Raw genomic sequence first — 24,905 nt, 5'->3', positions numbered from 1 at the left:
GTCGCACTGCGACGGCTGCTGGCCCTCACCCCTGCCCTCTCCCGCAAGCGGGAGAGGGGGTAAGAAGTGAGCCGGTCGGACTCCCTCTCCCGCTTGCGGGAGAGGGCGGGGGTGAGGGCCAGCGGCCTCTGCAGTCAACTAGACCGCGCTGATCCGATAGGCGCATCGACGCGCGCCAGCGAGCAGATGTTCGGTGCGCTCGACGGTGAGTCCAGGCCCCAGGCATCGCTCGAACAAGGCCAGTTCCGATCGGCAGAAGCCTTGGCAGCTCTGCGCCGCGGCGCAGATCGGGCAGTGGTCTTCCACCAGCAGCCAGTCCTTGCCCACGCGCTCGGCGCGCGCCATGTAGCCCTCTTCGGCGCGCAGCCGCGCGAGCTCGCGCACACGGTCGCCGGTCGTGCGGCAGCGGTCGATCGCCGCGCGGTAGCGCAGCTCGCTGTCGCGCTCCCGCGCAGCGATCAACTGATCGAGCCCCGCCTCGCCGAAGACCGCCCGCGCCTGCTGGATCAACTGCACGGTGAGATCGGCATGCCGGTCAGGAAAGCGCCCGTGCCCCGCCGCCGTCAACGACCACAGCTTGCGCGGCCGTCCGGCCTCGCCGCGCTGGTCGTCCTGAGCCTCGACCAGCCCCTGCTCCTCCAATCGCGCGAGCAGCTTGTGCGCGCCCATCGGCGTGATGGCGACGGTCGCGGCCAGCGCCGCGGCCGCCTGCGGACCGCGGCTCTTGAGCTCGAACAGCAGCCGGTCCTCGTTGCCCTGGCTCATGAATGACGCCTCGCGAAGCGGATGAAGCCGATCGCCGCGCCCAGGCACATCGTGCCGCCCAGCAGCATGATCCAGCGCGCCGACAGCATGCCCAGCGCGCCGCCGATCAAGGCGATCAAGGTGTTGGACAGGCAGAACACCGTCGTCAGCAGGCCCATCACGCGGCCCTGGCCGTAGGCCGCGAATCGGTCCGACATCCACGCCGGCATCAGCGCGTTGTAGAACGACAGCGGAATGCCCAGCAACGGGATCAACGCCAGCCCCATCCACGACGGCGCGAGGCTCAGCGCCAGCAACCCGATAGCCGCGACCACCGCGAACCGCGCCGCGCGGTGCAACGGTGTCGTCCCCGAGCCGATGCGCGCCGCGAAGACGCTGGCCGCCGTCATCGCCGCGCACTGCACCGCGGTGACCAGCGCGATGCCGCGGCTGTCCAGCCCCGCCTGCTGCAGCATCCACAACGGCGCGAACTCGTACAGCGCGTTGACCCCCAGCGTGTAGGCCAGCTGCAGCAGCGCGAGGTGGCGAAGCACCGGATCCTGCGCGATCAGCCCCAGCGACTGCTGGCGGCGCATCGCGGCGAGCATCCCGCCCTCCGGCTTGGCCGCGGGACGGTCGTCCGGCAACCCGAAACCGAGCAGCACCAGGCAGGGCAGGATCACGACGGCCGCGACCATGAAGGGCACCGCCTCGCCCAATGGAAGCGTCAGGCCGCCGAGCAGCGGCCCCACCAGCCAGCCGATGTACAGGCTCGCGTTGAGCCACGCGAAGCTGCGCGTGCGCTCCAACTGAGGATGCCAGTCGGCCAGCAGTGCCCGCACGACGGCGACGTTCCCCTCCGTCAGGCCTGTCGCGAAACGCGAGAGCACGAACAGCGGATAGTCCCGCGAGGCCAGCGCGAACGCGCTCAGCCCGTAGCCGACGAGCGTCGCGGTGATGGTGACGCTCAGCACGCGGCGACGGCCGTAGCGGTCGGACATGGGTCCGATCACCAGGCTGCCGACCAGGATGCCGGCCGGATTCACCGCCAGGGCCAACCCCATCAGCAGCTCCGGCCGCAGGCCGAGGAAGTGGGTGAAATCGTCGACCGGTCCGCCGACGAAGATCGGCGCCAGGATCGGGTACGGCAGCGCGACGCCGGCGGTGCTCATCAGCGCGAGCGCGCAGACGGCCCAGAGCAGCAGGTGCGGATGGCGCAGCGGCGCCGGCGACGCAGCAGCTGTGGAAGCAGCGGCGGACTCGGGGGACTCGGAGGGGGACAGCACGGCGCTCATTTTGCAGCCCCTTCGGCGCGCAGACACAAGGCATAGCCGGGCCAGCCGCGATGACGCCATTCCTCGCGCGCGGCGTCGGCGACCTTGATGCGGTGATCGTTCATCGACGCGTGCAACGACGGCAGTGCACGGGTCCAGTCGTCTTCCGCCGCTTGGCCCGCTTGGACCAGCGCCCAGGCCGGCGCAGGACGCAGTTCCGAGAGATACGTGCCCAGCCATGCGCGCCATGCCGTGCGCAAGACCTGGCCCTCGTCGACCTCCAGACCGCGCGAGGCGGCCGCCTCCAGCAGCACGCGCAGCGCATGCGTGCCCGTCACCAGATGCAGCGCGGCGAACTGGTGCCGCGTCAGGTAGACCGCCAGCGAAGCTTCGGCCAGCGCGTCCAGCGTCAGCCGCGGGCGCTCGACATAACCGTCGAAGCCCGGGAGCCTGGCCGCATGCTGCATGCGCGTGGTGATCAAGGTGCCCGGCATCGCCGGCATCGCCAGCGCCGGGTCGGCGCGCACGGCATCGATGACCTCCCGCAGGCTCTCACGTCCCTGCCCCGCCGGCACGGGTGCGCCTAGCGGGCTCTCCAACCCGATCGTCGTCTTCAGCGCCGCGTCGAGCTCCTGCCGATGCCCCGACTGCAACGCGTACGCGAGCCGGATCGCGACGTGGAAGGCCTGCGCCTCGGGCGCGGCGAGCACGCGGCGCAACGCTTCCTCGATGGACGGTGGCGGCACGCCGTCATCGTCCGCAGGACGCGACAGCGGCGCCCAATGGTCGATGTGACGCTGCAGCGCCTCGCGCGGCGCGCCCAGCCGGCCCAGCGCGCCTAGCGCCATCGGCAGGTGGTTGAAGAGCGGCAGTGCCTCGGTGCCATACATCGGACCGAACTTCACCGACTGGTCCAGCGCCTCGTGCAGCCCGGCCGGCCACGGCGGGCCCTTGAGCTCCAGGGCGTTGCCGTCGGGATCGAACAGGTACAGCGACGGGCCTTCGCCTTCCGCGCCGTAGCGCGAGCCGTAGCTGTCGACGGTCACGCCTTGCGACGTCAGCCAGCGTCGCAGCGCGGGCTCGTCGAGCGACTCGACCCGCAGGCAGACGTGGTCGACATTGCGCCCTTCGGCACCGGGGCCCGCGCCCCCCACGCGCCCGAGCTTGCCGTCCAGCGGCACGAGGTCGATCAGCTGCGCGCCGGCGCGCAACTGGACCAGTCCGATCTCCTCCTGCCGTCGCTCGACCGTGCAGCCCAGCAGGTCCACGTAGAAGTGCAGCGCGGCGGACAGATCGCGCACGCGCAGCACGAGATGGTCGATTCCCTGGATCCTGATCATGGCGAGCTCCTTCTGCTTGCTTTGTTGTGGCTTCGAACGGGGGCGCCGAACGGGTCGCCGACGCCGTGTCGCCATGATCACTCCGCCTCGCAATTAAATAAACTTTTAGTTTATTAACATCGCCATCAGCAGGGAGACCCGACAATCGGTGCCATGGCTTTCCGACCCCTTCCCCTCCCCGACGCCACCCCGGGCCGGCTGTGGCTGCAGTCGATGCCGGGCCGCCGCGAGTCCTGGGGCGCCTTCCTCGACGAGGCGCGCCTGAACCAGCTCAACGTGGTGGTCTGCCTCAATCCGCTCGAGGAAGTCGCCGAGCTCTCGCCGTCGTATCACAAGGCGATCGCCGAAGGCCGGCTGCCCTTCCGCTGGCTGCATGTGCCGATGCGCGATTTCGGACTCGCCTCGGACAGCGCGGCCTTCAAGCAAGGCGTGGAGCACATCGCGCAGGGCCTGCGCATGGGCGACCGCGTCCTGCTGCACTGCGCCGCCGGCATGGGCCGCACCGGCACCATGGCCGCGTGCGTGCTGAAGCATCTCGGCATGCCTGCTGCACAGGCGCTTGAAGCCGTCAGCGCGGCGGGATCGAATCCGCAGTCGGCGTTGCAGTCGGGCTGGATCCATCAGTTCTGAGCGACGACGTCTGCATGACGCTCTTCAACGGCGCTTCAACGACGCTTCGATGATTGATCCTCCCCTGCTGACGCAGACCATCGTCCATGCCGATGCGTGGCGCGTCGTCGTCGACAAGCCCTCCGGCCTGCTGTCCGTGCCGGGCCGCGGCGAGGACAAGCAGGACTGCGCCTGGGCACGCGTCGCCGCTGAATATCCGGACGCGCTCATCGTGCATCGCTTGGACCAGTCGACCTCCGGCCTGATCGTCTTCGCGCGCGGTGCGACCATGCAGCGCGCGTTCAGCGAGGCCTTCGCCGCGCGGCTGGTCGACAAGCGTTATGAAGCGGTCGTGGCGGGCCTCGTCGAGCAGGACGCCTTCGAGATCGACCTGCCGCTGATCGTCGACTGGCCGAATCGGCCCCGGCAGATGATCGATCACGAGCGCGGAAAACCCAGCCTGACCCGCGTGCGGGTGCTGCGGCGCGACGTCGCGGCGGGCACCACGCGCGTCGAGCTGGAGCCGGTCACCGGCCGCTCGCATCAGCTGCGCGTGCATCTGCTGGCCGCCGGCCATCCGATCCTCGGCGACGCGTTGTATGCGCCGCCGGAAGTCCTCGCGCAAGCGCCCCGCCTGCTGCTGCATGCACGGGATCTCAGCCTGCCGGCGGTGCTCGATGCGCCGGCGCTGTCACTGCATTCGCCGCCCGGCTTCTGAGCCGCGCGATCCGCCATCCGACCCAGGAGCATTCCCATGTCCACCACCGAATCCACCGGCTCTTCCCGGACCTCCCGGCCTTCACGGCCTCGTTCCCTCACCGTCATCACCGGCAGCTCGCGCGGTCTGGGCGAGGCGCTGGCGCGCCAGTCGCTCGAAGCCGGCCAGGTGGTCATCGGCATCGCCCGCGGGCGCAGCGAGGCGCTGGAGCGCTTCGCCCGCGAGCGCGGCCTGCCGCTGGAGCAGTGGCAGGCCGACCTGTCGAGTCCGCTGGCGATCGCGCAGCACCTGGCCGACACGCTGCGCGCGCAGCCGCACGACTGGGCCGCCGCGACGCTGATCAACAACGCCGGCGTCGTCACGACGCCCGGGCCCGTCGACGGCGAGTCGCTGGAGACGCTGTCCGCCGCGCTTCGCGTCGGTCTGGAGGCGACGGTGCTGCTGAGCGCGGCTTTCCTCGATGCCACCCGCGACTGGCCCGCCGAGCGCAAGGTGCTGAACATCTCGTCCGGCCTGGGTCGCCGCGCGATGGCCGGCAGCGCGCTCTATTGCGCCGCCAAGGCCGGCATGGACAACCTCAGCCGCGCCATGGCGCTGGACGAGGAACACAAGGCCGCCCAGGGCGAGCGCGCCGCGCGCGTCGTCTCGCTCGCGCCCGGCATCATCGACACCGACATGCAGGCCCAGCTCCGCGGCGGCGATTCGGCGAAGTTCCCCGACCGCGACCGCTTCGCGGCGTTCAAGGCCGAAGGACAGCTGGCCAGCGCCGAAGCGACCGCGACGCAGGTGCTGAAGTTCCTCGCCAGAAACGACTTCGGCCAGCAGGTGCTGGCCGATGTGCGGGACGCCTGAGTCCGGGCCTGGTCAGCCGACGAGGTTCGCCAGCGTCAGCAGCGCCAGCAGCATCATCCACAGCACGACCGAGCGCCACACGAGTCCGACCACGCTCTGCAGGTGGCCCAGTTGTGGCGGCACGCCGGCGGTGGAGCCCTCCGCGCTCGTCGCGTCCATGTCGCCGCCGGACTCGAAGGTCTTGCTGCGGTCCGGCGTGACGCCCGGCGCGGCGCTGCCACCCAGTTGCACGCCGACCGCGCCTGCGGCGGAGGCCAGGATGATGCCCTCGTTGTCGTGGGCCCACAGCGCCGAATCGCGGCGCCAGGAACTCACCGCCTCCTCGAAGTTGCCGACGATCGCGAAGCCCGTCGCCGTCAGGCGTGCAGGGATGTGGTCGATCATCCCGAACAGCTTGCGCGAGAGTTCCATCAGGCGCTCGTTGGTCGGCGCATCCAGCGTGCGGCTCTTGAAGGCCCAGTAGCGACCGGCGAATTCGGCCATCCGGTATAGCACCGCGCCGGCCGGACCCAGGCCCAGCGTCGAGAACAGCACGAACCAGAAGAACACCCCGAAGACATGCCGGTGCGCCGCCAGCAGCGAGTGCTCCAGCACGTGCCTCAGCAGCTCGGTGCGCGGCAGTTCGCTGGCGTCGAGGTGACGCCATTCGGCGAGCAGGCGGCGGGCTTCGAGCTCGTCGCCGCGCTCCAGCGCGTCACGGATGTCGGTGAAGTAGTGGCTGAACTGGCGGAAGCCCAGCGTCAGGTAGAGCACCAGCACGTCCATCGCCAGCGAGAGCAGCAGGCTGTAGGGCCGCACGAGCGCGTAGATCGCCCCGACCAGCAGGGCCGGACCGACGACGGTGATCGTCCACACGACGGCCGCATGGTGCGACCGTCCCGCGTCGAAGTTGCGCCCGGTCCAGCGCACCCAGGCGATCATGCCTTGGTGGACCGGATTCCCGTGCGGCAGTGGCTTGAGCTGCTCGCACACCAGCGCAAGCAAGACCGCGAAGAAGTTCATGGCCCGGGATGATAGCGGCCCTCACACCCTCTGAAGGGGGATCGTGCCCCTCGTTCCGTCACAGGAGGTCAGACCTGCAGGAAGCGGTAGAGATTGCGCAACATCGCGGCGGTCGCGCCCCAGATGAAGAACTCCTTCGAAGCGGCCACTGTCAGCGCCACGTCGGCGTCCGCATTCGACACCGCAAGACCTGGCCCCGTCCACGGCATCGACAGGAACTGGCGACGTCCCTTCAAGGGTCCGCTGTCGGCTGCCGCCTGGCCTCCCGCCTCGCCGGCCGGGTCGAGCTCGAAGGTATGGCGCTGGTGATGCGCGGGGTTCATCAGGAATTCCAGCGGCACCTCGAAGGCTTCCGCCACCTCGAAGGCGTCCAGCCGCAGCGAGAAGCCCGGACGGATCAATCCCACCACCGGCGTGACCTCGTAGGCCGTCACCGTGCGATAGACGGGGAGTTGGCCGATCAGGTCGACGTAGCGTTCGTCGAGGCCGATCTCCTCTTCGGCCTCGCGCAGCGCGGTGCGCTCGGGCGAGCCATCCTCCGGCTCGGCACGGCCGCCGGGGAAGCTGATCTGGCCGGCGTGGTCCCGCAGATGCGCGGTGCGCTCCGTCAGCAGCACATGCAGACCCTCGGCCCGCTGCACCAGCGGGATGAGCACCGCGGCCTGCGTCATCGTGCGGCCGGGGAAGACGCCACCGTCGCCGGGCAGCTCCGGCTCGACGCTCGGCGGATGCAGGAAGCGATCGCGCAACCAGGCCGGCGTCAGGCGCTCGCGGGGGACGGAGGGGAGATGCGCATCGGTGCCGGTGACGGGGATGGCGCGGGGATCCTGGATGGGGGGACGGCTGGCGGGACGGCTGGAAGGAGGCGTCGGCATGCGGCAGGGGCGTCCGGTGCGCCGGACTTGTTCGTGGGCGCTCGAGGCGCGAAGCCCCGATTGGACGCCAGAAACGACAAAGCCGCTCCGGGCAGGGCCTTGGAGCGGCTTTGGGGGGTGGCTTGTGCCGAGGATCAGGCGACCGTCTTGATGGCCAGCTTTTCCTTGATACGCGCCGACTTGCCCGAACGCTGACGCAGGTAGTACAGCTTCGCGCGACGGACGTCGCCGCGGCGCTTCACTTCGATCGAAGCGATCAGCGGGCTGTACAGCTGGAACGTGCGCTCAACGCCTTCGCCGCTCGAGATCTTGCGGACGATGAAGTTGGAGTTCAGACCGCGGTTGCGGCGGGCGATCACGACGCCTTCGTAGGCCTGCACGCGCTTGCGGGTGCCTTCGACGACGTTCACGTTCACGATCACCGTGTCGCCAGGGGCGAAAACGGGGATGGTCTTGTTCAGGCGAGCAATTTCTTCTTGCTCAAGGGTCTGGATCAGATTCACGAGGATCTCCTGTGATCTTGCCGGCGCGAATCAGGATGATTCCAGGACAGGACACCTTCGAAGGAATTCTTCGGCGCCGCCCGCGTGGGGATTCAACCAACGGTGTCAAAGCACCGCCCTTGCCCCATCAGCCCAGTAGAGGATCGGAAAACCGAAGATTATAGACGGGGTTGGGCGATCGTCAAACTTCGCCCGTGCCGCCGCCCGTTTTGACTGGCGCCTTGCCTGCCGCCTTGCCGGGCGCAGCCTGCAGGGAGGCGAGGAACTTCTCGTCCTTCTTGTCGAGCCTGCCGTCGCGGCGCGCGGCCTCGATCAGTTCGGGCCGGCGGCGCAGGGTCAGCGCCAGCGACTGCTCGCGGCGCCATCGGGCGATCTCGGCGTGATGGCCGGACAGCAGCACCGGCGGCACCGGCAACGGGCCCTCGGGCGTTTCCAGGACCTCGGGGCGGCTGAAGTGCGGACAGTCCAGCAACCCGTCCGAGAAGCTGTCCTGCTGGTGAGAGGCGGCGTCGTTCAGGACACCTTCCTGCAGACGGGCGATCGCATCGAGCATGGCGATGGCCGGCAGTTCGCCGCCGGACAGCACGAAATCGCCGAGGCTGATTTCCATCGTCACGTGGCGGTCCAGCACGCGCTGGTCGATGCCTTCGTAGCGGCCGCAGAGCAGGATTGCGCCCTCGCCTTGCGCCAGCTCACGCGCCAACGCCTGGTCGAGCTTGCGTCCAGTCGGGCTGAAATGGATCACGGCGGGCGCGCCGGGATGCGTGGCCGCGCGGTCGGCCTTCACCGCCGCCAACGCACGCTCCAGCGGCGCGGCCAGCATCACCATGCCGGGACCGCCACCGAAGGGGCGATCGTCGACACGACGGTAGTTGTCCTCGGCGTGGTCGCGCAGTTGCCACAGGCGAACGTCGACCTGCTTGCTCTCGTACGCACGACGCGTCACGCCGACCCGCAGGAAGGGGTCGAAGAGCTCAGGGAAAAGGGTGAGAACGTCGAAGCGCATGGGCATCCGGCCCCGCGCTTCAGTAGTCCGTGTCCCAGTCGACCGGGATGACTCTGGCGGCCTTGTCGACGTCGCCGACAAACGCGTTCACGAACGGGATCAGGATTTCCTCGTCCGGCTTGACCGGCGCGGTCTTGCCGGCGGGCAGGATGCGCAGCACGCAGTGCGGGCCGGTGTCGATCAGGTCGATCACCTCGCCCAGCGTCCGGCCGTCCTTGTTGACGACGCTCATGCCGATGAGGTCGATCCAGTAGAACTCGTCCTCGTCAGTGTCCGGGAACACGCTGCGCGAGACGAAGATGCGGGCGCCCTTGAGCGCCTCCGCACCGTTGCGGTCGGCCAGGCCTTCGACCTGGGCGACGATGCCGTCCGCGTGGTCGCGGACGGACAGAACCTTGAGCACGGGCGGCACGACATGCGGCTTGCCCGGCAGGGCCTTCTCGCTGGGCTTCATGAACCAGCGGCGAGAGGCGAAGAGCGCCTGGGCATCCGGGGAATGGCTGAGGATCTTCAGCCAGCCCTTGATGCCCCAGGCGTCCAGCACGCGCCCGACTTCGATGGCGTCCTCCGGGAATGCCGGGGAACTGTCGATCACGTCGTCAGGCGCCTGCTTCATCGACTGCGATCCGGAGGATTAAGCAGCGACGGCGGCGGCCGGAGCGGCAGCCGACTTCTTGGCGACGTCGACCAGGCGGGCGACGGCCGGCGACAGCTGGGCGCCGGTGCCGACCCAGTAGGCCACGCGGTCTTGCGAGACGCGCAGGCCTTCGGCGTTGCCGGTGGCCACGGGGTTGTAGAAACCGACGCGCTCGATGAAGCGGCCGTCACGGCGGTTGCGGCTGTCCGTCACGACGAGGTTGTAGAACGGACGCTTCTTGGAGCCACCGCGGGAGAGTCGAATAACGACCATGATCTATCCTTCAGGTTTTGAGCGTTCCACCGCACCAGGGAGACACACAGGGGCAAGCAGAGATTGGATCGACTCTTCGTCGGGTACGCGTGCGTCGCGCATCGATTCCCAACGGCAGGTCGACAGCTGGCTCCGTAGATACGCCCCCGGTCCGTCCATCGCCCGCATGCTCCGTTTCAGGGAGCTTCGAAGCGTGACAGCCACACCCAGGGGCCAGCGCCAAAACCAAGCATTATAAACTCGCGTTTGACGCTTTGTCCTCCTCCCCCAATGACGACGACCACCAGCAGTTCCTCCCCCCTCCTGATCCGACCCAGCCTGGAGGGTGACATCGCCGCCATCCAGCAGATCTACGAGCACGCGGTGCTGCACGGCACCGGCACTTTCGAGACCGACGTGCCCGACCGCGCCGAAATGGGCCGCCGCCGCACCGAGGTGCTCAGCCGCAGCCTGCCGTACCTGATCGCCGAGCGTGACGGGCAGGTGCTCGGCTTCGCCTACGCCAACTACTTCCGTCCGCGGCTGGCCTACCGCTACTTCGTCGAGGACTCCATCTATCTCTCGCCCCAGGCCCAGGGCCAGGGCGTCGGCCGCCTGCTGCTGGCCGAACTGATCGCCCGCTGCGAAGCGGCCGGCGCGCGCCAGATGGTGGCCGTGATCGGTGACTCGCAGAACCTCGGGTCGATCGGCGTGCACCGCAGCCACGGCTTCGAGGACATCGGCGTCATGAAGGCCGCCGGCTGGAAGTTCGGCAAGTGGCTGGATGTCGTGCTGATGCAACGCCAGCTGGGTCAAGGGGACACGAGTTCGCCCACCGGAGCGACGCCTGCCGCCGCGGCGACTCCCCCGTCGGCACCCTCCACGCCTGCCGAGACGCCCGCCGCATGAGCGCCGTCGCCCCTGACGCCGGCGGCGCGGCGGACCGCAAGTCCAAGACCGTCGCCACCTGGCTGAGCTTTGCGCTCGGCAGCCTCGGGGCGCATCGTTTCTATCTGCACGGATTCAGCGACAAGCTCGCCTGGCTGCATCCGCTGCCGACGCTCCTCGGCCTGTATGGCGTGCACCGCATGGACACGCTCGGCCAGGACGACGTCGCGGCCTGGTTCCTGATTCCGATGCTCGGGTTGATGATCGCCCAGAGCATGCTGGCGGGCATCGTGTACGGGCTGATGCCCGACGAACGCTGGGCCGACCGCTTCAACCCCGGACAAGCGGTGCACAGGACCGGCTGGCTGCCGATCCTGGGCGTCATTGCCTGCCTGATGGTGGGCGGCGCCTGCCTGATGGCGACGATCGCCTTCTCAGCGCAACGCTACTTCGAATCGCAGGTCGAAGCCGCCCGCGAGATCAGCCAGTAGCCGCCTGCGCTCAGAACAGCGTGAAGCTGATCCAGTAGAACAGTCCGGCGATGAACGCCGACGCCGGGATCGTGAAGATCCAGGCCCAGACGATGTTCCCTGCCACGCCCCAGCGTACCGACGACGCGCGCTGCGTCGAGCCCACGCCGACGATGGCGCCGGTGATCGTGTGCGTCGTGGACACCGGGACGCCCAGCGAGGTCGCCAGGAACAGCGTGATCGCGCCGCCGGTCTCGGCGCAGAAGCCGCCGACCGGTTTGAGCTTGGTGATCTTCTGTCCCATCGTGCGGACGATGCGCCAGCCACCGAACATCGTGCCCAGGCCGATCGCCAGGTAGCAGATGACGATGACCCAGGTCGGCGGCGAATGTTCGCCGGCGCCTGCGTAACCGGAGGCGATCAGCAGCATCCAGATCAGGCCGATGGTCTTCTGCGCGTCGTTGCCGCCGTGACCCAGGCTGTACAGCCCGGCCGAGACCAGTTGCAGTCTTCGGAACCAGTTGTCCACCCGCAGCGGCGAGCTGCGTCTGAACAGCCAGGCCACCGCCACCATCAGCAGCGAGCCCAGCAGGAAGCCCAGCAGCGGCGAGACGAAGATGAACAGCACCGTCTTGCCGATGCCGCTCATGATCAGGCCCTTGGTGCCCGCCTTGGCGATCGCCGCGCCGACCAGGCCGCCGATCAGCGCGTGCGACGAGCTCGACGGGATGCCGTAGAACCAGGTGATCACGTTCCAGGCGATCGCGCCGATCAGCGCGCCGAAGATCACGTGGTGATCGACGATGGTCGCGTCGATCGATCCCTTGCCGATGGTGGCCGCCACCTTCAGCTCGAAGAACAGCACCGCGATCACGTTGAAGAAGGCCGCGAACAGCACGGCCTGCTGCGGCTTGAGGACGCCGGTCGACACCACCGTCGCGATGGAGTTCGCCGCGTCGTGGAAGCCGTTCATGAAGTCGAAGGCGACGGCCAGCACCACGAGCATGGCCACGACCCAGAAGGCCACGTGCATCGTTCCCATGGGAGACGCTCCGCGACCGGGTCAGGAATTCTCGAGGACGATGCCCTCGATGAGGTTGGCGACGTCCTCGCAGCGGTCGGAGATCGACTCCAGCTGCTCGTAGATCGCCTTGAGCTTGATCAGCTCGCGCACGTCCTCCTGTTCGCGGAACAGCTTGGACATCGCGGCACGCATCACGCGGTCGGCGTCGGACTCGAGCTGGTCGATCTCCTCGCAGGCCTTGATGGCGGCTTCGGCGGTCTTGGGCTCGCTCAGCTTGGGCAGCAGCGTCACGGCGTGCTTCACGCGTTCGCAGCACTTGGCCGACAGCTCGCCCAGGCGCAGCACTTCCTCGGGGATGGTGCGCACGTCGTAGAGCTGCATCGTTTCGCTGGAGTCCTGCAGCAGGTCCAGGATGTCGTCCATCGCGTTGATCAGGCCGTGGATCTGCTCGCGGTCGATCGGCGTGATGAAGGTGCGATGCAGCAGCCGGTTCACCTCGGCGGTGACGCGGTCGGCGTGGTGCTCGGCCTTGTCGACCTCGGCGGCGTATTTCTCGCGCAGCGTGAGGTCGTTGTAGTTCTGGATCATGAGCATGAAGGCGCGCGCGCCTTCCACGATCTGCGTGCCGTGCTCATTGAACAGTTCGAAGAAATTGCCCTCTCGGGGCAGCAGCTTGCCGAAAAACATGGGGGGAGGCTCCGCGCCGTGCGATCCGCGCCGGACCGTCACCATTGAGTCATTTCCGTGTCACGGAAAACCCGCGAGTGTAGCCGCCCATGGCCCGTTGGAGCCATCCCCCGACATTCCCCCACCCTCCCCCATCAATGCGAGGAGCGGAAATCAGCTTCGAAAGATGAAGTAGACCGCCCCCATCAGGCACAGGCCGGCCCAGATGAAGTCCGTCTTGAACGGCTGGTTCATGAACAGCATCGAGAACGGGACGAACACGCCCAGCGTGATCACCTCCTGCGTGATCTTCAGTTGGGCGAGCGTGAAGCCGCCGTCATAACCGATGCGGTTGGCCGGGACCTGCAGCAGGTACTCGAACAGCGCGATGCCCCAGCTGATCAGCGCGGCGACGTACCACGGCTTGGACGCCAGCTCCTTCAGATGGCCGTACCAGGCGAAGGTCATGAAGACATTGGACAGCGTCAGCAGGGCGACCATCTGCCAGCCGGCGGCGGTTGCGAACATGGGGCGAGCTCCCGAAGAAATGGTTGGACGTGGGTGCGATTCGTCAGGGAAGACGCAAGGGCATGTCTTCGCGCTCGACGAGCTGATCGACGACCGAGGGCAAATGGCCTGCCAAGCCGCCGAGACCCGGCACGTCCAGCGTCGGATCCAGCTCCAGCAGCGGACGCAGCACGAAGGCGCGCTGGTGCAGCCGCGGATGCGGGACGACGAGCCTGTCCAGGTCGACGATCTGATCGCCGAAAAGCAGCAGGTCGAGGTCGAGGGTGCGCGGCGCGTTGACGAACGGCCGCTCGCGACCATGACGCAGCTCGATGACCTGCAGCGCCGAGAGCAGCGTCAGCGGCGGCAACGTCGTCGCCACGCGGGCGACCGCGTTCAGGTAGTCGGGGCCTTCACAGCCGACCGGCGCACTGCGCCAGGCGGAGGAGACGGCGTCCAGGGTCAGGTCTTGCACGTCGGCGAGGTCGGCCAGCGCCGCCTCCAGCGTGCGCCGCAGGTCGCCGAGGTTGGCGCCCAGGCCGACATAGGCCGTGGTCATTCGAGGTCGATCACTCGTCGTTGGACGGGCCCGAATCGGCGGGACCTGCGCCGCCGGCCGAGCCGCCCGCCGCCTTGGGCTTGCGACGACGACGGCGCTTCTTGGCGGGATGACCGACGCCACCCTCGCCTTCCGTGACATCGACCGCTTCGGCATCGATCGGCAGGCCCGCTGCGGACTCACCGCTGACCGGCATCGTCGAGGACGTGCTCACGGCGCCGCGCGGCACCGAGTGCACGCGCCCGCCGCCCGCCTTGGGCTTGCTGCGCGGGCCGCCCTGGCGCTGCGTCTCGCGCGCCAGTTCCAGCAGCGCGCGGCGCTCGTCCTCGGTGCCCAGCGCGAAGTCTTCCCACCAGTCGGCCAGCGCCGGATCGATCTCGCCCGCCTCGGCGCGCAGCGCCAGGAAGTCGAAGCCGGCGCGGTAGCGCGGCTGCTCGATCAGGCGGTGCGGGCCGCTGCCGGTGCGACGCTCGAAGCGCGGCTGCATCATCCAGATCTCGCGCATGTCCGCCGCGAGCTTGCCGCGGCCGGAGATGTCGCCCACGCGCGCGTCGAAGACCAGGTCGATCGCCTGCTGCAAGGCCGCCACCGCGCCCTCGCCACCGTCGATCAGGCGCGTCCAGCGCTGCTGGACCTCGCCCCACAGCATGCAGGCGAGCATGAAGCTGGGCGCCACCGAGCGGCCTTCTTCCACCCGCTTGTCGGTGTCCTCCAGCGCAAGGCGGACGAACTTGCCGTGCACGTTGTCCGGCAGCGCGCCGTCCTTGTCGAGCACCGCGTCCAGGATGGGGAACACGCCGCGCGCCAGACCCTGCTTGCGCAGTTCGTCGATGCTGGCCAGCGCATGGCCGGTCTGCAGCAGCTTGATCATCTCGTCGAACATGCGCGACAGCGGCACGTTCGCGAGCAGCGGCGCCATCACGGCGATCGGCGCGCGGGTCTTGGGCTCGATCGTGAAGCCCAGCTTCGCGGCGAAGCGCACGGCGCGCAGGATGCGGACCGGGTCCTCGCGATAGCGGGTCTCCGGGTCGCCGATCATCCGCAGCACCTTCTTGCGGGCGTCGGCCAGACCGCCGTGGTAGTCCACCACCAGCTCGCGCTCCGGGTTGTAGTACATCGCGTTGACGGTGAAGTCGCGTCGCGCGGCGTCCTCGATCTGCGGGCCCCAGACGTTGTCACGCAGCACGCGGCCGGACGCGTCGACGACGTGCGACTTGCCTTCGAGCGCGCCCTTGGACGTCTTCTCGTTGCCCTGCACCTGCTCGGCGTCGTCTTCCTTCAGCAGCGCGCGGAAGGTGGAGACCTCGATCACCTCGTGCTCGCGGCCGCGGCCGTAGACCACGTGGACGATGCGGAAGCGCCGGCCGATGATGAAGGCGCGACGGAACTGGTTCTTCACCTGTTCCGGCGTGGCGTCGGTGGCGACGTCGAAGTCCTTGGGCCGGCGGCCCAGCAGCAGGTCGCGCACCGCGCCGCCGACGATGAAGGCCTCGTAGCCCGCGTCGGTCAGGCCCTTGACGACCTTGACGCCGCGCTCATCGAGCAGGGCCGGGTCAATGCGGTGTTCCTCCGCGGTGACTTCCACGCGCTTGCCCAGCGGCGTGGCGGTGCTTTCGGACTTGCCCAACAGCTTGTTGATAAATTTTTTGATCATTCGAACAGCTTCAATATCGGCCAGCCGCGCTCGCGCGCCAGCGCCTCGAGGGCCGAGGTGGGGTTGGTCGCCACCGGATGACTGACCCGCTCCAGCAGCGGCAGGTCATTCATCGAGTCGCTGTAGAAATGCACGCGCTCGAAATCCTCCCAGCGGCGCCCCTGCGCCGCCAGCCATTCGTTCACGCGCACGATCTTGCCCGCCTGGAAGGACGGGGTCCCCTGCACGCGGCCGGTGAACGACCCGGTCGCGTCGCGCTCCAGCTGCACGGCGATCAGGTGGTCGACACCGAAGGCCTTGGCGATCGGCGCGGTCACGAATTCGTTGGTCGCCGTCACCACGACCACCAGATCCCCGGCGTCCAGGTGGCGCTGCACGAGTGCGCGCGCATTGTCGCGCAACATCGGCGCGACGATCCGGGCCATGAATTCGGCGCGGGCCGCCTCGGCCTCGGCCAGCGGCCGGGCGCGCCAGACGGAGGTCGCGAACTCGACGTACTCGTCCAGGTCGAGGTCCCCGCGCTGGTAGTCCGCGTAGAAGCCGTCGTTGCGGGCGGCCCAGGCGGCGCCGTCGGCCCAGCCGATCTCCACCATGTAGCCGCCGAAGGCATGGTCCGAGTCCTGCGGGATCAGCGTGCCGTCGAGGTCGAACAGGGTCAGGTCCACGGGTCTTGTCCTTGAAAAACCTTGAAATCGGTGCAACCGGCGGCGCCGCCCTCAGGCGAGCGCCCCCTGGTCGGCGAGCATCTGGCGCAGCAGCGGCACGGTGACCGCCCGCTTGCTGGCCATGGCGAATTCGTCCAGCCCGTCCAGCAGCGTCATCAGGTGCTTGAGGTCGCGGGCGTAGCGGGTGAGCAGGTAGTCCATGACCTCGTCGCTCAGCGCGATGCCGCGGCGGTCGGCCTCGCGTCGGAGCACGGCGCGCACCTCGGCCTCGGACAGCGGCTGCAGCGCGAAGGTCGGCCCCCAGCCGAGGCGGGTGCGCAGGTCCTCGCGCAGGTCCAGGTCCACCGGCGGCGCGGTGCCGGTCGAGACGACGGCCAGGCCCAGCGTGGCCGCCTCGACGAAGAGGGCGAAGGCCGCATGCTGCTGGCCCGGATCGAAGCGCTGCGCGTCGTCCAGCAGCAGCAGGCTCGGGTGGGTGGGCAGTTCCCACGGCAGCGGGGTGTCGGCGTCGTACCAGCCGACCTGCGCGCCGGCCTGCTGCCAGTGGCGCGCCAGCGCGCGCAGCAGGTGCGTCTTGCCGCTGCCGGGCGGCCCCCACAGGAACACCGGCGGCGAACCCGTCCCCAGGGCCAGCACATGCGTGAGGGCCGCGGTGTTGGCACCGGTGAGGAGCGTGTCAAAGGTGTAGTCGGGCTCGGGACCGAGCGACAGCGGGATCTGCTTCAAACCACTTCAGCGTTGGATGGCGGGGCGATGTCGGCGACCCGGAGGTCGGCAACAGGAAGGTCGGCGACCGGGCGCTCGTACCCTCAGGAAGAACGGGATTCTAAGCGTCGCCCGACGGCCCCTCCCCCGTCGACTCCCTCAATGGAGGGTGGCCGGTCCGCCACCCGCATCACGGAGCTGCTGCAGGCACTGCTCGAGCTCGGAGCGCTCCAGGCGGTCGTCGGGCAGCAGCGCCACCAGCTTGCGCTGGACGGCCAGCAGCCGGGGCAGGTCCTGCTGGTCCATGTGGATCTGCTTGAGGTTGCGCAGCATGCGCGCCAGGATCTGCCGCGGCGGCGCGGTGCCCAGGAAGGCGTCCAGCGACATCGGCTCCTCCGGCATCAGGCCCGCGCGTTCGCGCCAGGGGCTGAGGAACTCGTCGAGCTCGCCGCGCCCCAGCGAACGTCCGCTGAACGGATCCAGCACGACCTCGCCCTGCGGCAGCCGCAGCTTCATCAGGAAGTGGCCGGGGAAGCTGACGCCCTTGACCTGCAGGCCGACGTGCGAGGCCAGTTCCATGTAGATGATCGCCAGTGTGATGGGGATGCCGCGGCGCGTGGCGAGCACCTGGTGGAGGTAGCTGTTGCCGACGGCGTAGTAGTCGTTGACGTTGCCCGCGAAGCCGAGTTCGCCGTGGAAGTACTGGTTGAGCATCCGCAGCCGGTGGCTGGGCGGCGCGTCGGCGGGCAGGCGATGTCTCAGCCGTTCGCCGAGGCGGTCCAGCTCGGCCATCACCTGCTGCACGTCCAGCCGGGGCACCTCGTCGAGCGCGATCGCCGTGGCGGCCTCGGCGAGGTTCAGCGTGTCGTCTTCGGCAACCAGCGTCGAGAAATAGTCCAGCGCCGACGGCACCGTCCACTGCAAAGGCGAACTCATGCGTCGGAGTCTACGCCCGCCACCGTCGCCGGATCCCGAGCGTGACGCCCCCGATTTCAGGCCCGTCGCGCGTTCGCCGCTCAAGCCCGGCGGGCGAACTGGCGCAGCTTCACGCCCAGCAGCAGCAGCACGCCGAAGTACAGCAGCGCCGAGGCGCCCAGGCTCAGCGCCATCCAGCCGGCGCGCGCCAGTTCGAAGTGGAAGCCCTTGCCGCCGACCCAGCCGAAGTACCCGGCGAGCCACCATTGCAGCGCGCCCATGGCGGCGCTGGCGATCGCGACACGCAGCAGGAACAGGGGCCATCCGGCCTCCGGCGTGTAGGTGCCGAGCTTGCGCAGCCCGCGCAGCAGCAGCAGCGCGTTGACGACGGCGCCCAGGCCGATCGACAGCGACAGGCCGGCGACGCCGATCTTGAATCCGAAGACGAAGATCGCGTTGAACACCTGCGTCAGGATGAGCACACCGACGGCGATGCGAACCGGGGTGCGCATGTCCTGACGTGCGTAGAAGCCGGGGGCCAGCACCTTGATCGACACCAGCCCCATCAGGCCCAGCCCGTAGCCCATCACGGCGTGTGCGGTGTGGGCGACATCCTCGGGCCGGAAGGCCCCACGCTGGTAGAGCACCGCGACCAGCGGCTCGGCGAAGACCAGCAGCGCGACCGCGCAGGGCAGCGCCAGCAGCAGGGTCAGGCGCAGGCCCCAGTCGAGCAACCCCGAATACTTGGCCGTCTCGCCCTTGGCCGTGCTCGCCGCCAGCTGCGGCGTCAGCACGACGCCCAGCGCGACGCCGAGCAGCGCGATCGGGAACTCCATCAGCCGGTCGGCATAGGTCAGCCAGGATGCGGCGCCCTCGCCCACCGCGATGGCGATCTGCGTGTTGACCAGCAGCGACAGCTGCGCCACGCCGACGCCCAGCAGCGCCGGCCCCATCTTGCGCAAGACCTGGCGCACGCCGTCGTCGCCGGCGGCGCGGCGCAGGCCGGCGAAGTTCAGCGCGAAACGCGGCATCAGGCCGAGACGCCGCAGCGCCGGCACCTGGACCGCCAGCTGCAGGATGCCGCCTATCATGACGCCCAGCGCCAGCGAGTAGATCGGCTCGTAGCCGTAGTGCGCCAGCACCGGCGTCAGCCCGTAGCCGCAGGCCAGCGAGGCCAGGTTCAGCAGCACCGGCGTCACCGCCGGCACGATGAAGCGCTTCCACGTGTTCAGGATGCCGGCCGAGAGCGCCACGAGCGACATGAAGCCGATGTACGGGAACATCCACCGCGTCATCACGACGGCGGCCTCGTGCGCATCCCTGGACAGCCCCGCGCCGAGCGCCCAGACCAGCAGCGGCGCGCCGATCACGCCGATCACGCAGGTGGCCAGCAGCGCCCACAGCAGCACGGTCGCGACGGCGTCGATCAGGTGACGGGTCGCCTCGTCGCCGTCCTTGGCGCGCGCGGCGGCCAGCGAGGGCACGAAGGCCTGCGAGAACGCCCCCTCGGCGAACAGCCGCCGCAGCATGTTGGGGATACGGAACGCCACGTTGTAGGCGTCGGTCATCGCATTGGCGCCGAACAGTCCGGCCACCATCTGTTCGCGGACCAGCCCGGTGATGCGCGACAGCAGCGTGAAGACCGAAACGACGGAAGCGGTACGGAGCAGGTTCATTCAGGCGTCGGCGCGGAGGCGATACTGGGGCGGAGCGTGGGACGGTGCGGACGAGGCGTCGGGGCCCGGCCGGAGACCGCGCATTATGGGTGTGCCAGTGCGGGCGCAGTACTGCGCATTTGGTTTTTCAAATCCTGGCTGCTATACTCGCCGTCTTTGCACCAACTGGACAAATAACACAATGGCAAGCTCTTCCAAAGCCAAGAAGAAAACCGTGCGTCTGGCCTCGGGCCGCAAGCGCGCACGTCAAGACGTCAAGCTGAACGCCGCCAACTCGGCGCTGCGTTCCAAGTTCCGCACGGTCATCAAGAACGTGCAAAAGGCGATCGTCACGGGTGACAAGGCCAAGGCCGCTGACCTGTTCAAGACCGCCCAGCCCGTGATCGACTCGGTCGCCGACAAGGGCATCTTCCACAAGAACAAGGCTGCTCGCCACAAGAGCCGCCTGTCTTCGAAGATCAAGGCGCTCGCCGCCTGATAGACAGATCCAGCTCTGGTGCAAGAAAAAGCCCGCCTGACGGCGGGCTTTTTCGTTGGGGCCTCCGCCCCGTTCAGAGCGGCATCGGCGTCGTGATCTGTCCGACGACCTCGCGCACGTGGAGCCAGTCCACGACATTGCGCGCCACCCAATCCCCATCATCCAGTGGCAGGTCATGCCCCGCGTGCCGGTGCAGCCGCAAGGGCGCGCCCCAGGCCCGGCTGATGGCCTGCGAGCAGCGCCAGTCCACGAGCGAGTCGCCCTGGCTGCACAGCAGCAGCATGGGCGGCTGCGGCTTGGCGAGGCTGGCGCGATACCGCGCCGCCGCCAGCAGCTGCCGCAGCGCATTGCGCCGCCGCACCGGATGCTGGCGCTGGATCGAGACCCAGTCATCGATCACCTGGTCCGGCTGACGCTGCATCCGCGTCGTCATCTGCAGCACCTTGGCCTCGCGCCGGCGCAGGCTCAGCCGCGTCAGGCTCAGCAGCAGCAATGACCAGTAATTCGACGGCCGCAGCCGCCGGAAGAACGCGCTGAAGGGTCGCAGGCTGGTGTTGATCAACACGATGCCTTCAAGCTCACCGGGATGGCGCGCCGCCCATTCGCTGGCGACCATCGCGCCCAGCGACATGGCCAGCACCTGATACGGCGGGGGAACGCCGCGACGCCGCAGCTCCGCACGGCACGCCTCCATCATCGCGTCGACGTGGGTCGGGCTGCTCTGGCGATGCTTGTCGCCGTTGCCGGGCAGGTCGAGCAGTTCCAGCCGGGCCTCCGGCTGCTGCACCCGCAGCGCGCGCAGCAGGCGCGCGGGGAAATCCCCCCAATGGCCGCTCTCGCGGGTCAGCCCGCGCAACAGCACCCAGGTGTGGACGCTCATCGAGCGGTCCTCCGATACCAGCGAATCAACGCCTGCTCCCCGTGATCGATTCTTGTGTCCGGCCCTGGCAACCACCGCAACGCGCTCTGCGTCGCACGGGTCATGAAGTCCATCCAGGCCATGTGCCGTCGCAACACGCGCTGCTGTCGATGTTCGATCAGCGGGTTGAACATGCCGTGCCGGGAGAGTAGCTGTCGCGGGTTTTTCTTCACCCACAGCCATGACCCCATTTCGAGCGTCATCGGCAGGAAGATCCCTCGATCAAGGGAGAGGGACTCGTCGTAAAGGTGATCCCACAGGTCGCCATGGGTCAGGTAATGCCGGCTCTGCGGCTCCATGACGTAGGGATGCGGGGACAGGCATTGATCGAGCACCTCGCACAGCGCGTGGATCTCGGCGAGGTGATGCATCGGACGACGCGTGCGCGCATACGGGAACCAGATGCGGTCGCGCAGGCCGAAGCCGCTGTGGAAGTCGATGGCCACGGACACCGGACGCCCCAGCAGTTCCTCGCGGACGAAGCGGCAGAGCGCGTCGCTCTCGACCTGCAGCGGCTCATCGGCCCGCCCCCGGTAGTACGGCAGCAGCCGCGTCAGCCGATGGCCGCCGACCAGGAAGGGCACGCCCCGGTCCGCATCCTGCGGCGCGTTGCGCATCAGATCGATGCCTTGCGGATTCGCCCGCGAGCCCGCCAGCACGCCGCCGGGATTGACGACCGGGAGGAAGACGAGCCGCAGCGACTCGAGCTGCTGATGCAGGCTGAGGTCCCATCGAAGCCGCCGCACCAGACTGCCGAGGTAGGCCAGCACGACCTGCGCGCCGATGCGCTCCAGCCCGTGGACGCCGCCGATGAAACCGAGCGCCGGCACCTTGGGGTCAGGGTTGCCCAAGGTCACACCGATCACCGGCAGCGGGCCGCCGAGGGTGTCCACGGTCGCGAGTTCGCGGGCCTGCAGCATCGTCCCGCCCTGATCGATCAGGCGCAGCAGCTGCTGCATTTCCGGCAGGACGGCCGCGGCCCGGGAGCCCGCGTCGGCGGTGAAGACGGCCATGTCCAGGGAGCCCGGTGGGGAGGTCGCGGCGAACCAGTCAGCGTAGTCGCACCGAGGCCGTCAGGCGATGGCCCGATCGGGCCAGAAGCAACAGCGCGGAGAGCGCGGAGAGCGCGAAGGTGTGCGAGATGCGCGAAGCCCGTCAGGCCTTGCCGGATTCCCGGTCCCCGGGCAGCAGGCAGGCGTCGACGACCTGCAGCTTGTTATCGCGGGCGAAGTTCATGACGAACTCCCAGGCCATCGGTTCAACGGACTTCAGCGCCTCGTTGACGATCACGCACTTGACGCCGTCGATGACGCGCGGCACGCAGTAGGGGGAGTAGCCGAGGTACGCGTCGCGGCCGCTGCGCGTGCCGCCAGGACGGAAGCAGGACATGGCGCCAGCCAGACGTTCGGCCCAGTCGCTCGGGCGGAAGGTGCGGCCATCCGTGGTGATCCCCTGGATGAACACTTCTCGCGGCTTGGGCTGCTCAGTCATTGGCTACGGTCTCACGCGTCCCGGCAAAAACTCTATTGTGCCCTGGATGTGTTGCGCCGCAGCACACGTGGGCTTCTGCTCGCCCCGATGCTCGGCGGGGTGACCTCGCTTCTGCTGGTCAGCGCGGCTTCCATCGCTGTGCAGGAGGAATCTCCTCGCCCGGCAGGGTCGACCCTTAGAATCGATCGGCTCCCCACCCCGGTCCCGGACCGGGAATTGCCGGGAGCCTTCCTGGAGATTTCCCCCCACCCCTCCCACGCTTTGGAGACTTGATGAACGCCCCGGACTCCTCGTTCGCCACCCCGACCGAACCCCATGTGATGCACACCTACGGCCGCCTGCCGATCGCCTTGTCGCACGGCGAAGGCGCCTGGGTCTGGGATACGGCCGGCCGACGATACCTGGACGGCCTCGGCGGGATCGCCGTCAACACGCTCGGACACAACCATCCGAAGCTGGTGGCGGCCTTGCGGGACCAGGTGGGCAAGCTCATCCACACGAGCAACTACTACCACGTCCCGCTGCAGGAGCAGCTCGCGGCCAAGCTCTGCGCGCTGTCGGGGCTGACCAACGCCTTCTTCTGCAATTCCGGCCTGGAGGCCAACGAGGCCGCGCTCAAGATCGCGCGCAAGTACGGGCATGACCGCGGCAACACGGCCCCCGAGGTGATCGTGTTCGAGAAGGCCTTCCATGGCCGCTCGATCGCGACGCTGTCCGCGACCGGCAACCCGAAGGTGCAGGCGGGCTTCGGCCCGCTGGTGCCGGGCTTCGTCCGCGTGCCGCTGAACGACATCGAGGCGATCCGCAAGGCCATCGCCGAACACCCGAACGTGACCGCGATCTTCCTGGAGACCATCCAGGGCGAAGGCGGCATCAACGCGGCGCACATCGACTTCCTGAAGGCCCTGCGCAAGCTGTGCGACGAGCACGACCTGCTGCTCATGCTGGACGAGGTGCAGTGCGGCATCGGCCGTACCGGCAAGTGGTTCGCGCACCAGTGGGCCGGCATCGTGCCGGACGTGATGCCGCTGGCCAAGGGCCTGGGCTCGGGCGTGCCCATCGGCGCGGTGGTGTGCGGCGAGAAGGCGGCCAAGGTCTTCGGACCGGGCAACCACGGCACGACCTTCGGCGGCAATCCGCTGGCGATGCGCGCGGGCGTCGAGACGCTGACGGTGATGGAAGAGGACGGCCTGCTGGCCAACGCCGCGACCGTCGGCGCCGAGCTCAAGGCCGCGATCGAGCACGGCCTGGCGGGCGAGGCTGGCCTCGTCGAGGTCCGCGGCCATGGCCTGATGATCGGCATCGAGCTGGACCGCCCCTGCGGCGTGCTGCTGACGCAGGCGATGGAAGCGGGCCTGCTGCTGAGCGTGACGGCCGACAAGGTCATCCGCCTGGTACCGCCGCTGATCCTCACGAGCGGGGAAGCCGCCGAGATCGCCGCGCGTCTGGTGCCGCTGGTGAATGCCTTCCTGGCCGCGCCCCCGGCAACGCCCTCGGCGCCATGAAACCGGGGAACACGCTCATGCGTCACTACCTGCAGTTCAAGGACCTGCGCACGGAGGAGTACACCCACCTGTTCGAACGGGCGGCGACGATCAAGCGCCGCTTCAAGAACTACGAGAAGTACCAGCCGCTGCAGGACCGCACGCTGGCGATGATCTTCGAGAAGGCCTCCACGCGGACCCGCGTGAGCTTCGAGGCGGGCATGTACCAGATGGGCGGCTCGGTGGTGCACCTGACCACCGGCGACAGCCAGCTGGGCCGTGCGGAGCCGATCGAGGACAGCGCGCGCGTGATCAGCCGCATGGTCGACATCGTGATGATCCGGACCTACGAGCAGACCAAGCTGGAGCGCTTCGCGGCGCACTCGCGGGTGCCGGTGATCAACGGGCTGACCAACGAGTACCACCCGTGCCAGATCCTGGCGGACCTGTTCACCTTCATCGAGCAGCGCGGCATGGACCGACGCGGCGCGATCGACATGGACTGCCTGAAGGGACGCGTGGTGGCCTGGGTCGGCGACGGCAACAACATGGCCAACACGTGGCTGCAGGCGGCGGAGATCCTGGGCTTCACCGTGCACGTGAGCACGCCCAGCGGCTACGAGATCGACCCGGCGGTGGCGGGCATCAAGGACACGCGCTGCTACAAGGTCTTCAAGGACCCGAAGGAAGCCTGCCGCGATGCGGACCTGGTGACGACGGACGTGTGGACCAGCATGGGCTACGAGGCCGAGAACGAGGCGCGCCGCACGGCGTTCGCGGACTGGTGCGTGGACAAGGACATGATGGCGCAGGCCAAGCCGGATGCGCTGTTCATGCACTGCCTGCCGGCGCACCGCGGCGAAGAGGTCGCGGCCGACGTGATCGACGGCCCGCAGTCGGTGGTCTGGGACGAGGCCGAGAACCGCATGCACGTGCAGAAGGCGCTCATGGAGTACCTGCTGCTCGGACGCATCGGCTGAGCACCCTGCCCC

The 24,905-nt window shown here is 68.6% G+C and carries 29 protein-coding genes and 1 pseudogene; 8 read left to right on the top strand and 22 right to left on the bottom strand.

The genetic code is table 11. The features are described from left to right. Positions 1-138 precede the first annotated feature (138 nt). The 4 genes and pseudogenes from ABE85_RS02950 to ABE85_RS28220 all read right to left on the bottom strand — a co-directional run. A complete protein-coding gene (locus ABE85_RS02950; RefSeq protein WP_067269908.1) occupies positions 139-765 on the bottom strand; it encodes a metalloregulator ArsR/SmtB family transcription factor in 627 nt (208 codons plus the stop codon). Further along, positions 762-2,039 carry an MFS transporter gene (locus ABE85_RS02945; protein ID WP_197507183.1) on the bottom strand — a complete coding sequence of 426 codons (1,278 nt, stop codon included), beginning with the start codon at positions 2,037-2,039 and terminating at the stop codon, positions 762-764. The genes ABE85_RS02950 and ABE85_RS02945 overlap by 4 nt, the downstream gene beginning before the upstream one ends. Continuing rightward, on the bottom strand, positions 2,036-2,485 hold the full coding sequence (locus ABE85_RS28225; protein WP_231993345.1) for a questin oxidase family protein: 450 nt from the start codon (positions 2,483-2,485) through the stop codon (positions 2,036-2,038). Before ABE85_RS28225 ends, ABE85_RS02945 begins: the two co-directional genes overlap by 4 nt. 465 nt (positions 2,486-2,950) lie before the next feature. Next, positions 2,951-3,358: pseudogene (locus ABE85_RS28220) on the bottom strand (VOC family protein); the annotation flags it as partial. A gap of 153 nt (positions 3,359-3,511) precedes the next feature. Between ABE85_RS28220 and ABE85_RS02935 the strand changes: the two are divergent. The 3 genes from ABE85_RS02935 to ABE85_RS02925 are packed head-to-tail and all read left to right on the top strand — an operon-like array spanning position 3,512 to position 5,537. Then, positions 3,512-3,988: a tyrosine-protein phosphatase gene (locus ABE85_RS02935; protein ID WP_067269904.1), complete on the top strand. Its 477-nt coding sequence runs from the start codon at positions 3,512-3,514 to the stop codon at positions 3,986-3,988. A 49-nt stretch (positions 3,989-4,037) separates the two neighbouring features. Beyond that, positions 4,038-4,685 carry an RluA family pseudouridine synthase gene (locus ABE85_RS02930; protein ID WP_067269902.1) on the top strand — a complete coding sequence of 216 codons (648 nt, stop codon included), beginning with the start codon at positions 4,038-4,040 and terminating at the stop codon, positions 4,683-4,685. 36 nt (positions 4,686-4,721) lie between these two features. Further along, positions 4,722-5,537, top strand: coding sequence for an SDR family NAD(P)-dependent oxidoreductase (locus ABE85_RS02925; protein ID WP_067269900.1), 816 nt, complete (start codon positions 4,722-4,724; stop codon positions 5,535-5,537). Between the two features lie 12 nt (positions 5,538-5,549). Here the strand turns inward: ABE85_RS02925 and ABE85_RS02920 are convergent, their stop codons facing one another. From ABE85_RS02920 to rpsP, 6 genes are all read right to left on the bottom strand, one after another. Further along, positions 5,550-6,539: a CobD/CbiB family protein gene (locus ABE85_RS02920; protein WP_067269898.1), complete on the bottom strand. Its 990-nt coding sequence runs from the start codon at positions 6,537-6,539 to the stop codon at positions 5,550-5,552. A 68-nt stretch (positions 6,540-6,607) separates the two neighbouring features. Continuing rightward, positions 6,608-7,414 (bottom strand): CoA pyrophosphatase, encoded by an 807-nt coding sequence (locus tag ABE85_RS02915; RefSeq protein ID WP_067269896.1) that lies wholly within the window; start codon positions 7,412-7,414, stop codon positions 6,608-6,610. A gap of 134 nt (positions 7,415-7,548) precedes the next feature. Further along, the gene (rplS, locus tag ABE85_RS02910) at positions 7,549-7,917 is read right to left on the bottom strand and encodes a 50S ribosomal protein L19 (RefSeq protein WP_067269894.1); all 369 of its coding nucleotides are present in this window, start codon (positions 7,915-7,917) and stop codon (positions 7,549-7,551) included. A gap of 181 nt (positions 7,918-8,098) precedes the next feature. Further along, positions 8,099-8,923 (bottom strand): tRNA (guanosine(37)-N1)-methyltransferase TrmD, encoded by an 825-nt coding sequence (gene trmD / locus ABE85_RS02905; protein ID WP_067281718.1) that lies wholly within the window; start codon positions 8,921-8,923, stop codon positions 8,099-8,101. Positions 8,924-8,942: 19 nt separating this feature from the next. Further along, a complete protein-coding gene (rimM, locus tag ABE85_RS02900; protein WP_067269892.1) occupies positions 8,943-9,539 on the bottom strand; it encodes a ribosome maturation factor RimM in 597 nt (198 codons plus the stop codon). An 18-nt stretch (positions 9,540-9,557) separates the two neighbouring features. Beyond that, a complete protein-coding gene (rpsP, locus tag ABE85_RS02895; RefSeq protein WP_067269890.1) occupies positions 9,558-9,833 on the bottom strand; it encodes a 30S ribosomal protein S16 in 276 nt (91 codons plus the stop codon). A gap of 270 nt (positions 9,834-10,103) precedes the next feature. On the opposite strand from rpsP, the gene ABE85_RS02890 reads away from it, so the two are divergent. Next, complete coding sequence (locus tag ABE85_RS02890) at positions 10,104-10,721, top strand: GNAT family N-acetyltransferase (protein WP_067269888.1); 618 nt, start codon at positions 10,104-10,106, stop codon at positions 10,719-10,721. Further along, on the top strand, positions 10,718-11,191 hold the full coding sequence (locus ABE85_RS02885; RefSeq protein WP_067269886.1) for an NINE protein: 474 nt from the start codon (positions 10,718-10,720) through the stop codon (positions 11,189-11,191). The genes ABE85_RS02890 and ABE85_RS02885 overlap by 4 nt, the downstream gene beginning before the upstream one ends. A gap of 10 nt (positions 11,192-11,201) precedes the next feature. On the opposite strand, the gene ABE85_RS02880 is transcribed toward ABE85_RS02885, so the two are convergent. From ABE85_RS02880 to murJ, 9 genes are all read right to left on the bottom strand, one after another. Continuing rightward, positions 11,202-12,212, bottom strand: a complete 1,011-nt coding sequence (locus ABE85_RS02880; protein ID WP_067269885.1) for an inorganic phosphate transporter — start codon at positions 12,210-12,212, stop codon at positions 11,202-11,204. A gap of 21 nt (positions 12,213-12,233) precedes the next feature. Further along, the gene (locus ABE85_RS02875; RefSeq protein ID WP_067269883.1) at positions 12,234-12,881 is read right to left on the bottom strand and encodes a DUF47 domain-containing protein; all 648 of its coding nucleotides are present in this window, start codon (positions 12,879-12,881) and stop codon (positions 12,234-12,236) included. A gap of 153 nt (positions 12,882-13,034) precedes the next feature. Continuing rightward, positions 13,035-13,388: a DMT family protein gene (locus ABE85_RS02870; RefSeq protein ID WP_067269881.1), complete on the bottom strand. Its 354-nt coding sequence runs from the start codon at positions 13,386-13,388 to the stop codon at positions 13,035-13,037. A 43-nt stretch (positions 13,389-13,431) separates the two neighbouring features. Next, positions 13,432-13,926, bottom strand: a complete 495-nt coding sequence (gene folK / locus ABE85_RS02865) for a 2-amino-4-hydroxy-6-hydroxymethyldihydropteridine diphosphokinase (protein WP_067269878.1) — start codon at positions 13,924-13,926, stop codon at positions 13,432-13,434. Positions 13,927-13,936: 10 nt separating this feature from the next. After that, positions 13,937-15,580 carry a polynucleotide adenylyltransferase PcnB gene (gene pcnB / locus ABE85_RS02860; RefSeq protein WP_067269876.1) on the bottom strand — a complete coding sequence of 548 codons (1,644 nt, stop codon included), beginning with the start codon at positions 15,578-15,580 and terminating at the stop codon, positions 13,937-13,939. Next, positions 15,577-16,245: an HAD family phosphatase gene (locus ABE85_RS02855; protein ID WP_067269874.1), complete on the bottom strand. Its 669-nt coding sequence runs from the start codon at positions 16,243-16,245 to the stop codon at positions 15,577-15,579. The genes pcnB and ABE85_RS02855 overlap by 4 nt, the downstream gene beginning before the upstream one ends. 51 nt (positions 16,246-16,296) lie before the next feature. After that, positions 16,297-16,971 carry a DnaA regulatory inactivator Hda gene (gene hda, locus ABE85_RS02850; protein WP_067269873.1) on the bottom strand — a complete coding sequence of 225 codons (675 nt, stop codon included), beginning with the start codon at positions 16,969-16,971 and terminating at the stop codon, positions 16,297-16,299. Between the two features lie 138 nt (positions 16,972-17,109). Continuing rightward, positions 17,110-17,886 carry a SirB1 family protein gene (locus ABE85_RS02845; RefSeq protein WP_082938266.1) on the bottom strand — a complete coding sequence of 259 codons (777 nt, stop codon included), beginning with the start codon at positions 17,884-17,886 and terminating at the stop codon, positions 17,110-17,112. Between the two features lie 80 nt (positions 17,887-17,966). After that, entirely contained in the window at positions 17,967-19,541 is a 1,575-nt protein-coding gene (murJ, locus tag ABE85_RS02840; protein WP_067269871.1) for a murein biosynthesis integral membrane protein MurJ, read from the bottom strand. Between the two features lie 181 nt (positions 19,542-19,722). Here murJ and rpsT point away from each other — a divergent pair, with 181 nt between their 5' ends. Then, complete coding sequence (gene rpsT / locus ABE85_RS02835) at positions 19,723-20,019, top strand: 30S ribosomal protein S20 (protein ID WP_067269869.1); 297 nt, start codon at positions 19,723-19,725, stop codon at positions 20,017-20,019. A gap of 73 nt (positions 20,020-20,092) precedes the next feature. On the opposite strand, the gene ABE85_RS02830 is transcribed toward rpsT, so the two are convergent. The 3 genes from ABE85_RS02830 to ABE85_RS02820 form a co-directional block, all read right to left on the bottom strand. Continuing rightward, positions 20,093-20,899, bottom strand: coding sequence for an alpha/beta fold hydrolase (locus ABE85_RS02830; protein WP_067269867.1), 807 nt, complete (start codon positions 20,897-20,899; stop codon positions 20,093-20,095). Then, entirely contained in the window at positions 20,896-21,951 is a 1,056-nt protein-coding gene (locus tag ABE85_RS02825) for a M14 family zinc carboxypeptidase (protein WP_067269866.1), read from the bottom strand. Before ABE85_RS02825 ends, ABE85_RS02830 begins: the two co-directional genes overlap by 4 nt. 142 nt (positions 21,952-22,093) lie before the next feature. Beyond that, positions 22,094-22,429, bottom strand: coding sequence for a DUF3579 domain-containing protein (locus ABE85_RS02820; RefSeq protein ID WP_067269864.1), 336 nt, complete (start codon positions 22,427-22,429; stop codon positions 22,094-22,096). A gap of 272 nt (positions 22,430-22,701) precedes the next feature. Here ABE85_RS02820 and ABE85_RS02815 point away from each other — a divergent pair, with 272 nt between their 5' ends. Then, complete coding sequence (locus tag ABE85_RS02815; RefSeq protein ID WP_067269862.1) at positions 22,702-23,934, top strand: aspartate aminotransferase family protein; 1,233 nt, start codon at positions 22,702-22,704, stop codon at positions 23,932-23,934. Further along, positions 23,931-24,893: an ornithine carbamoyltransferase gene (gene argF, locus ABE85_RS02810; RefSeq protein WP_067269860.1), complete on the top strand. Its 963-nt coding sequence runs from the start codon at positions 23,931-23,933 to the stop codon at positions 24,891-24,893. The genes ABE85_RS02815 and argF overlap by 4 nt, the downstream gene beginning before the upstream one ends. Positions 24,894-24,905: the final 12 nt, after the last annotated feature.

The sequence above is a fragment of the Mitsuaria sp. 7 genome, from assembly GCF_001653795.1.
In the GTDB taxonomy this organism is placed as follows: Bacteria; Pseudomonadota; Gammaproteobacteria; order Burkholderiales; family Burkholderiaceae_C; genus Roseateles.
The sequence above is the reverse complement of the archived record's forward strand: the minus strand, read 5'-3'. Positions and strand labels throughout refer to the sequence as shown.

Bases quoted from the DNA above. Each gene is read 5' to 3' on its own strand.
- ABE85_RS02820 (WP_067269864.1), bottom strand. From the start codon at position 22,429: ATGACTGAGCAGCCCAAGCCGCGAGAAGTGTTCATCCAGGGGATCACC.
- ABE85_RS02935 (WP_067269904.1), top strand. From the start codon at position 3,512: ATGGCTTTCCGACCCCTTCCCCTCCCCGACGCCACCCCGGGCCGGCTG.
- rpsT (WP_067269869.1), top strand. From the start codon at position 19,723: ATGGCAAGCTCTTCCAAAGCCAAGAAGAAAACCGTGCGTCTGGCCTCG.
- ABE85_RS02885 (WP_067269886.1), top strand. From the start codon at position 10,718: ATGAGCGCCGTCGCCCCTGACGCCGGCGGCGCGGCGGACCGCAAGTCC.
- rimM (WP_067269892.1), bottom strand. From the start codon at position 9,539: ATGAAGCAGGCGCCTGACGACGTGATCGACAGTTCCCCGGCATTCCCG.
- ABE85_RS02930 (WP_067269902.1), top strand. From the start codon at position 4,038: ATGATTGATCCTCCCCTGCTGACGCAGACCATCGTCCATGCCGATGCG.
- ABE85_RS02880 (WP_067269885.1), bottom strand. From the start codon at position 12,212: ATGGGAACGATGCACGTGGCCTTCTGGGTCGTGGCCATGCTCGTGGTG.
- ABE85_RS02815 (WP_067269862.1), top strand. From the start codon at position 22,702: ATGAACGCCCCGGACTCCTCGTTCGCCACCCCGACCGAACCCCATGTG.
- argF (WP_067269860.1), top strand. From the start codon at position 23,931: ATGAAACCGGGGAACACGCTCATGCGTCACTACCTGCAGTTCAAGGAC.
- ABE85_RS02925 (WP_067269900.1), top strand. From the start codon at position 4,722: ATGTCCACCACCGAATCCACCGGCTCTTCCCGGACCTCCCGGCCTTCA.
- trmD (WP_067281718.1), bottom strand. From the start codon at position 8,923: ATGCGCTTCGACGTTCTCACCCTTTTCCCTGAGCTCTTCGACCCCTTC.
- ABE85_RS02945 (WP_197507183.1), bottom strand. From the start codon at position 2,039: ATGAGCGCCGTGCTGTCCCCCTCCGAGTCCCCCGAGTCCGCCGCTGCT.
- pcnB (WP_067269876.1), bottom strand. From the start codon at position 15,580: ATGATCAAAAAATTTATCAACAAGCTGTTGGGCAAGTCCGAAAGCACC.
- ABE85_RS28225 (WP_231993345.1), bottom strand. From the start codon at position 2,485: ATGCAGCATGCGGCCAGGCTCCCGGGCTTCGACGGTTATGTCGAGCGC.
- ABE85_RS02915 (WP_067269896.1), bottom strand. From the start codon at position 7,414: ATGCCGACGCCTCCTTCCAGCCGTCCCGCCAGCCGTCCCCCCATCCAG.
- ABE85_RS02870 (WP_067269881.1), bottom strand. From the start codon at position 13,388: ATGTTCGCAACCGCCGCCGGCTGGCAGATGGTCGCCCTGCTGACGCTG.
- ABE85_RS02920 (WP_067269898.1), bottom strand. From the start codon at position 6,539: ATGAACTTCTTCGCGGTCTTGCTTGCGCTGGTGTGCGAGCAGCTCAAG.
- ABE85_RS02845 (WP_082938266.1), bottom strand. From the start codon at position 17,886: ATGAGTTCGCCTTTGCAGTGGACGGTGCCGTCGGCGCTGGACTATTTC.
- folK (WP_067269878.1), bottom strand. From the start codon at position 13,926: ATGACCACGGCCTATGTCGGCCTGGGCGCCAACCTCGGCGACCTGCGG.
- rpsP (WP_067269890.1), bottom strand. From the start codon at position 9,833: ATGGTCGTTATTCGACTCTCCCGCGGTGGCTCCAAGAAGCGTCCGTTC.
- murJ (WP_067269871.1), bottom strand. From the start codon at position 19,541: ATGAACCTGCTCCGTACCGCTTCCGTCGTTTCGGTCTTCACGCTGCTG.
- ABE85_RS02950 (WP_067269908.1), bottom strand. From the start codon at position 765: ATGAGCCAGGGCAACGAGGACCGGCTGCTGTTCGAGCTCAAGAGCCGC.
- ABE85_RS02825 (WP_067269866.1), bottom strand. From the start codon at position 21,951: ATGGCCGTCTTCACCGCCGACGCGGGCTCCCGGGCCGCGGCCGTCCTG.
- ABE85_RS02875 (WP_067269883.1), bottom strand. From the start codon at position 12,881: ATGTTTTTCGGCAAGCTGCTGCCCCGAGAGGGCAATTTCTTCGAACTG.
- ABE85_RS02830 (WP_067269867.1), bottom strand. From the start codon at position 20,899: ATGAGCGTCCACACCTGGGTGCTGTTGCGCGGGCTGACCCGCGAGAGC.
- ABE85_RS02890 (WP_067269888.1), top strand. From the start codon at position 10,104: ATGACGACGACCACCAGCAGTTCCTCCCCCCTCCTGATCCGACCCAGC.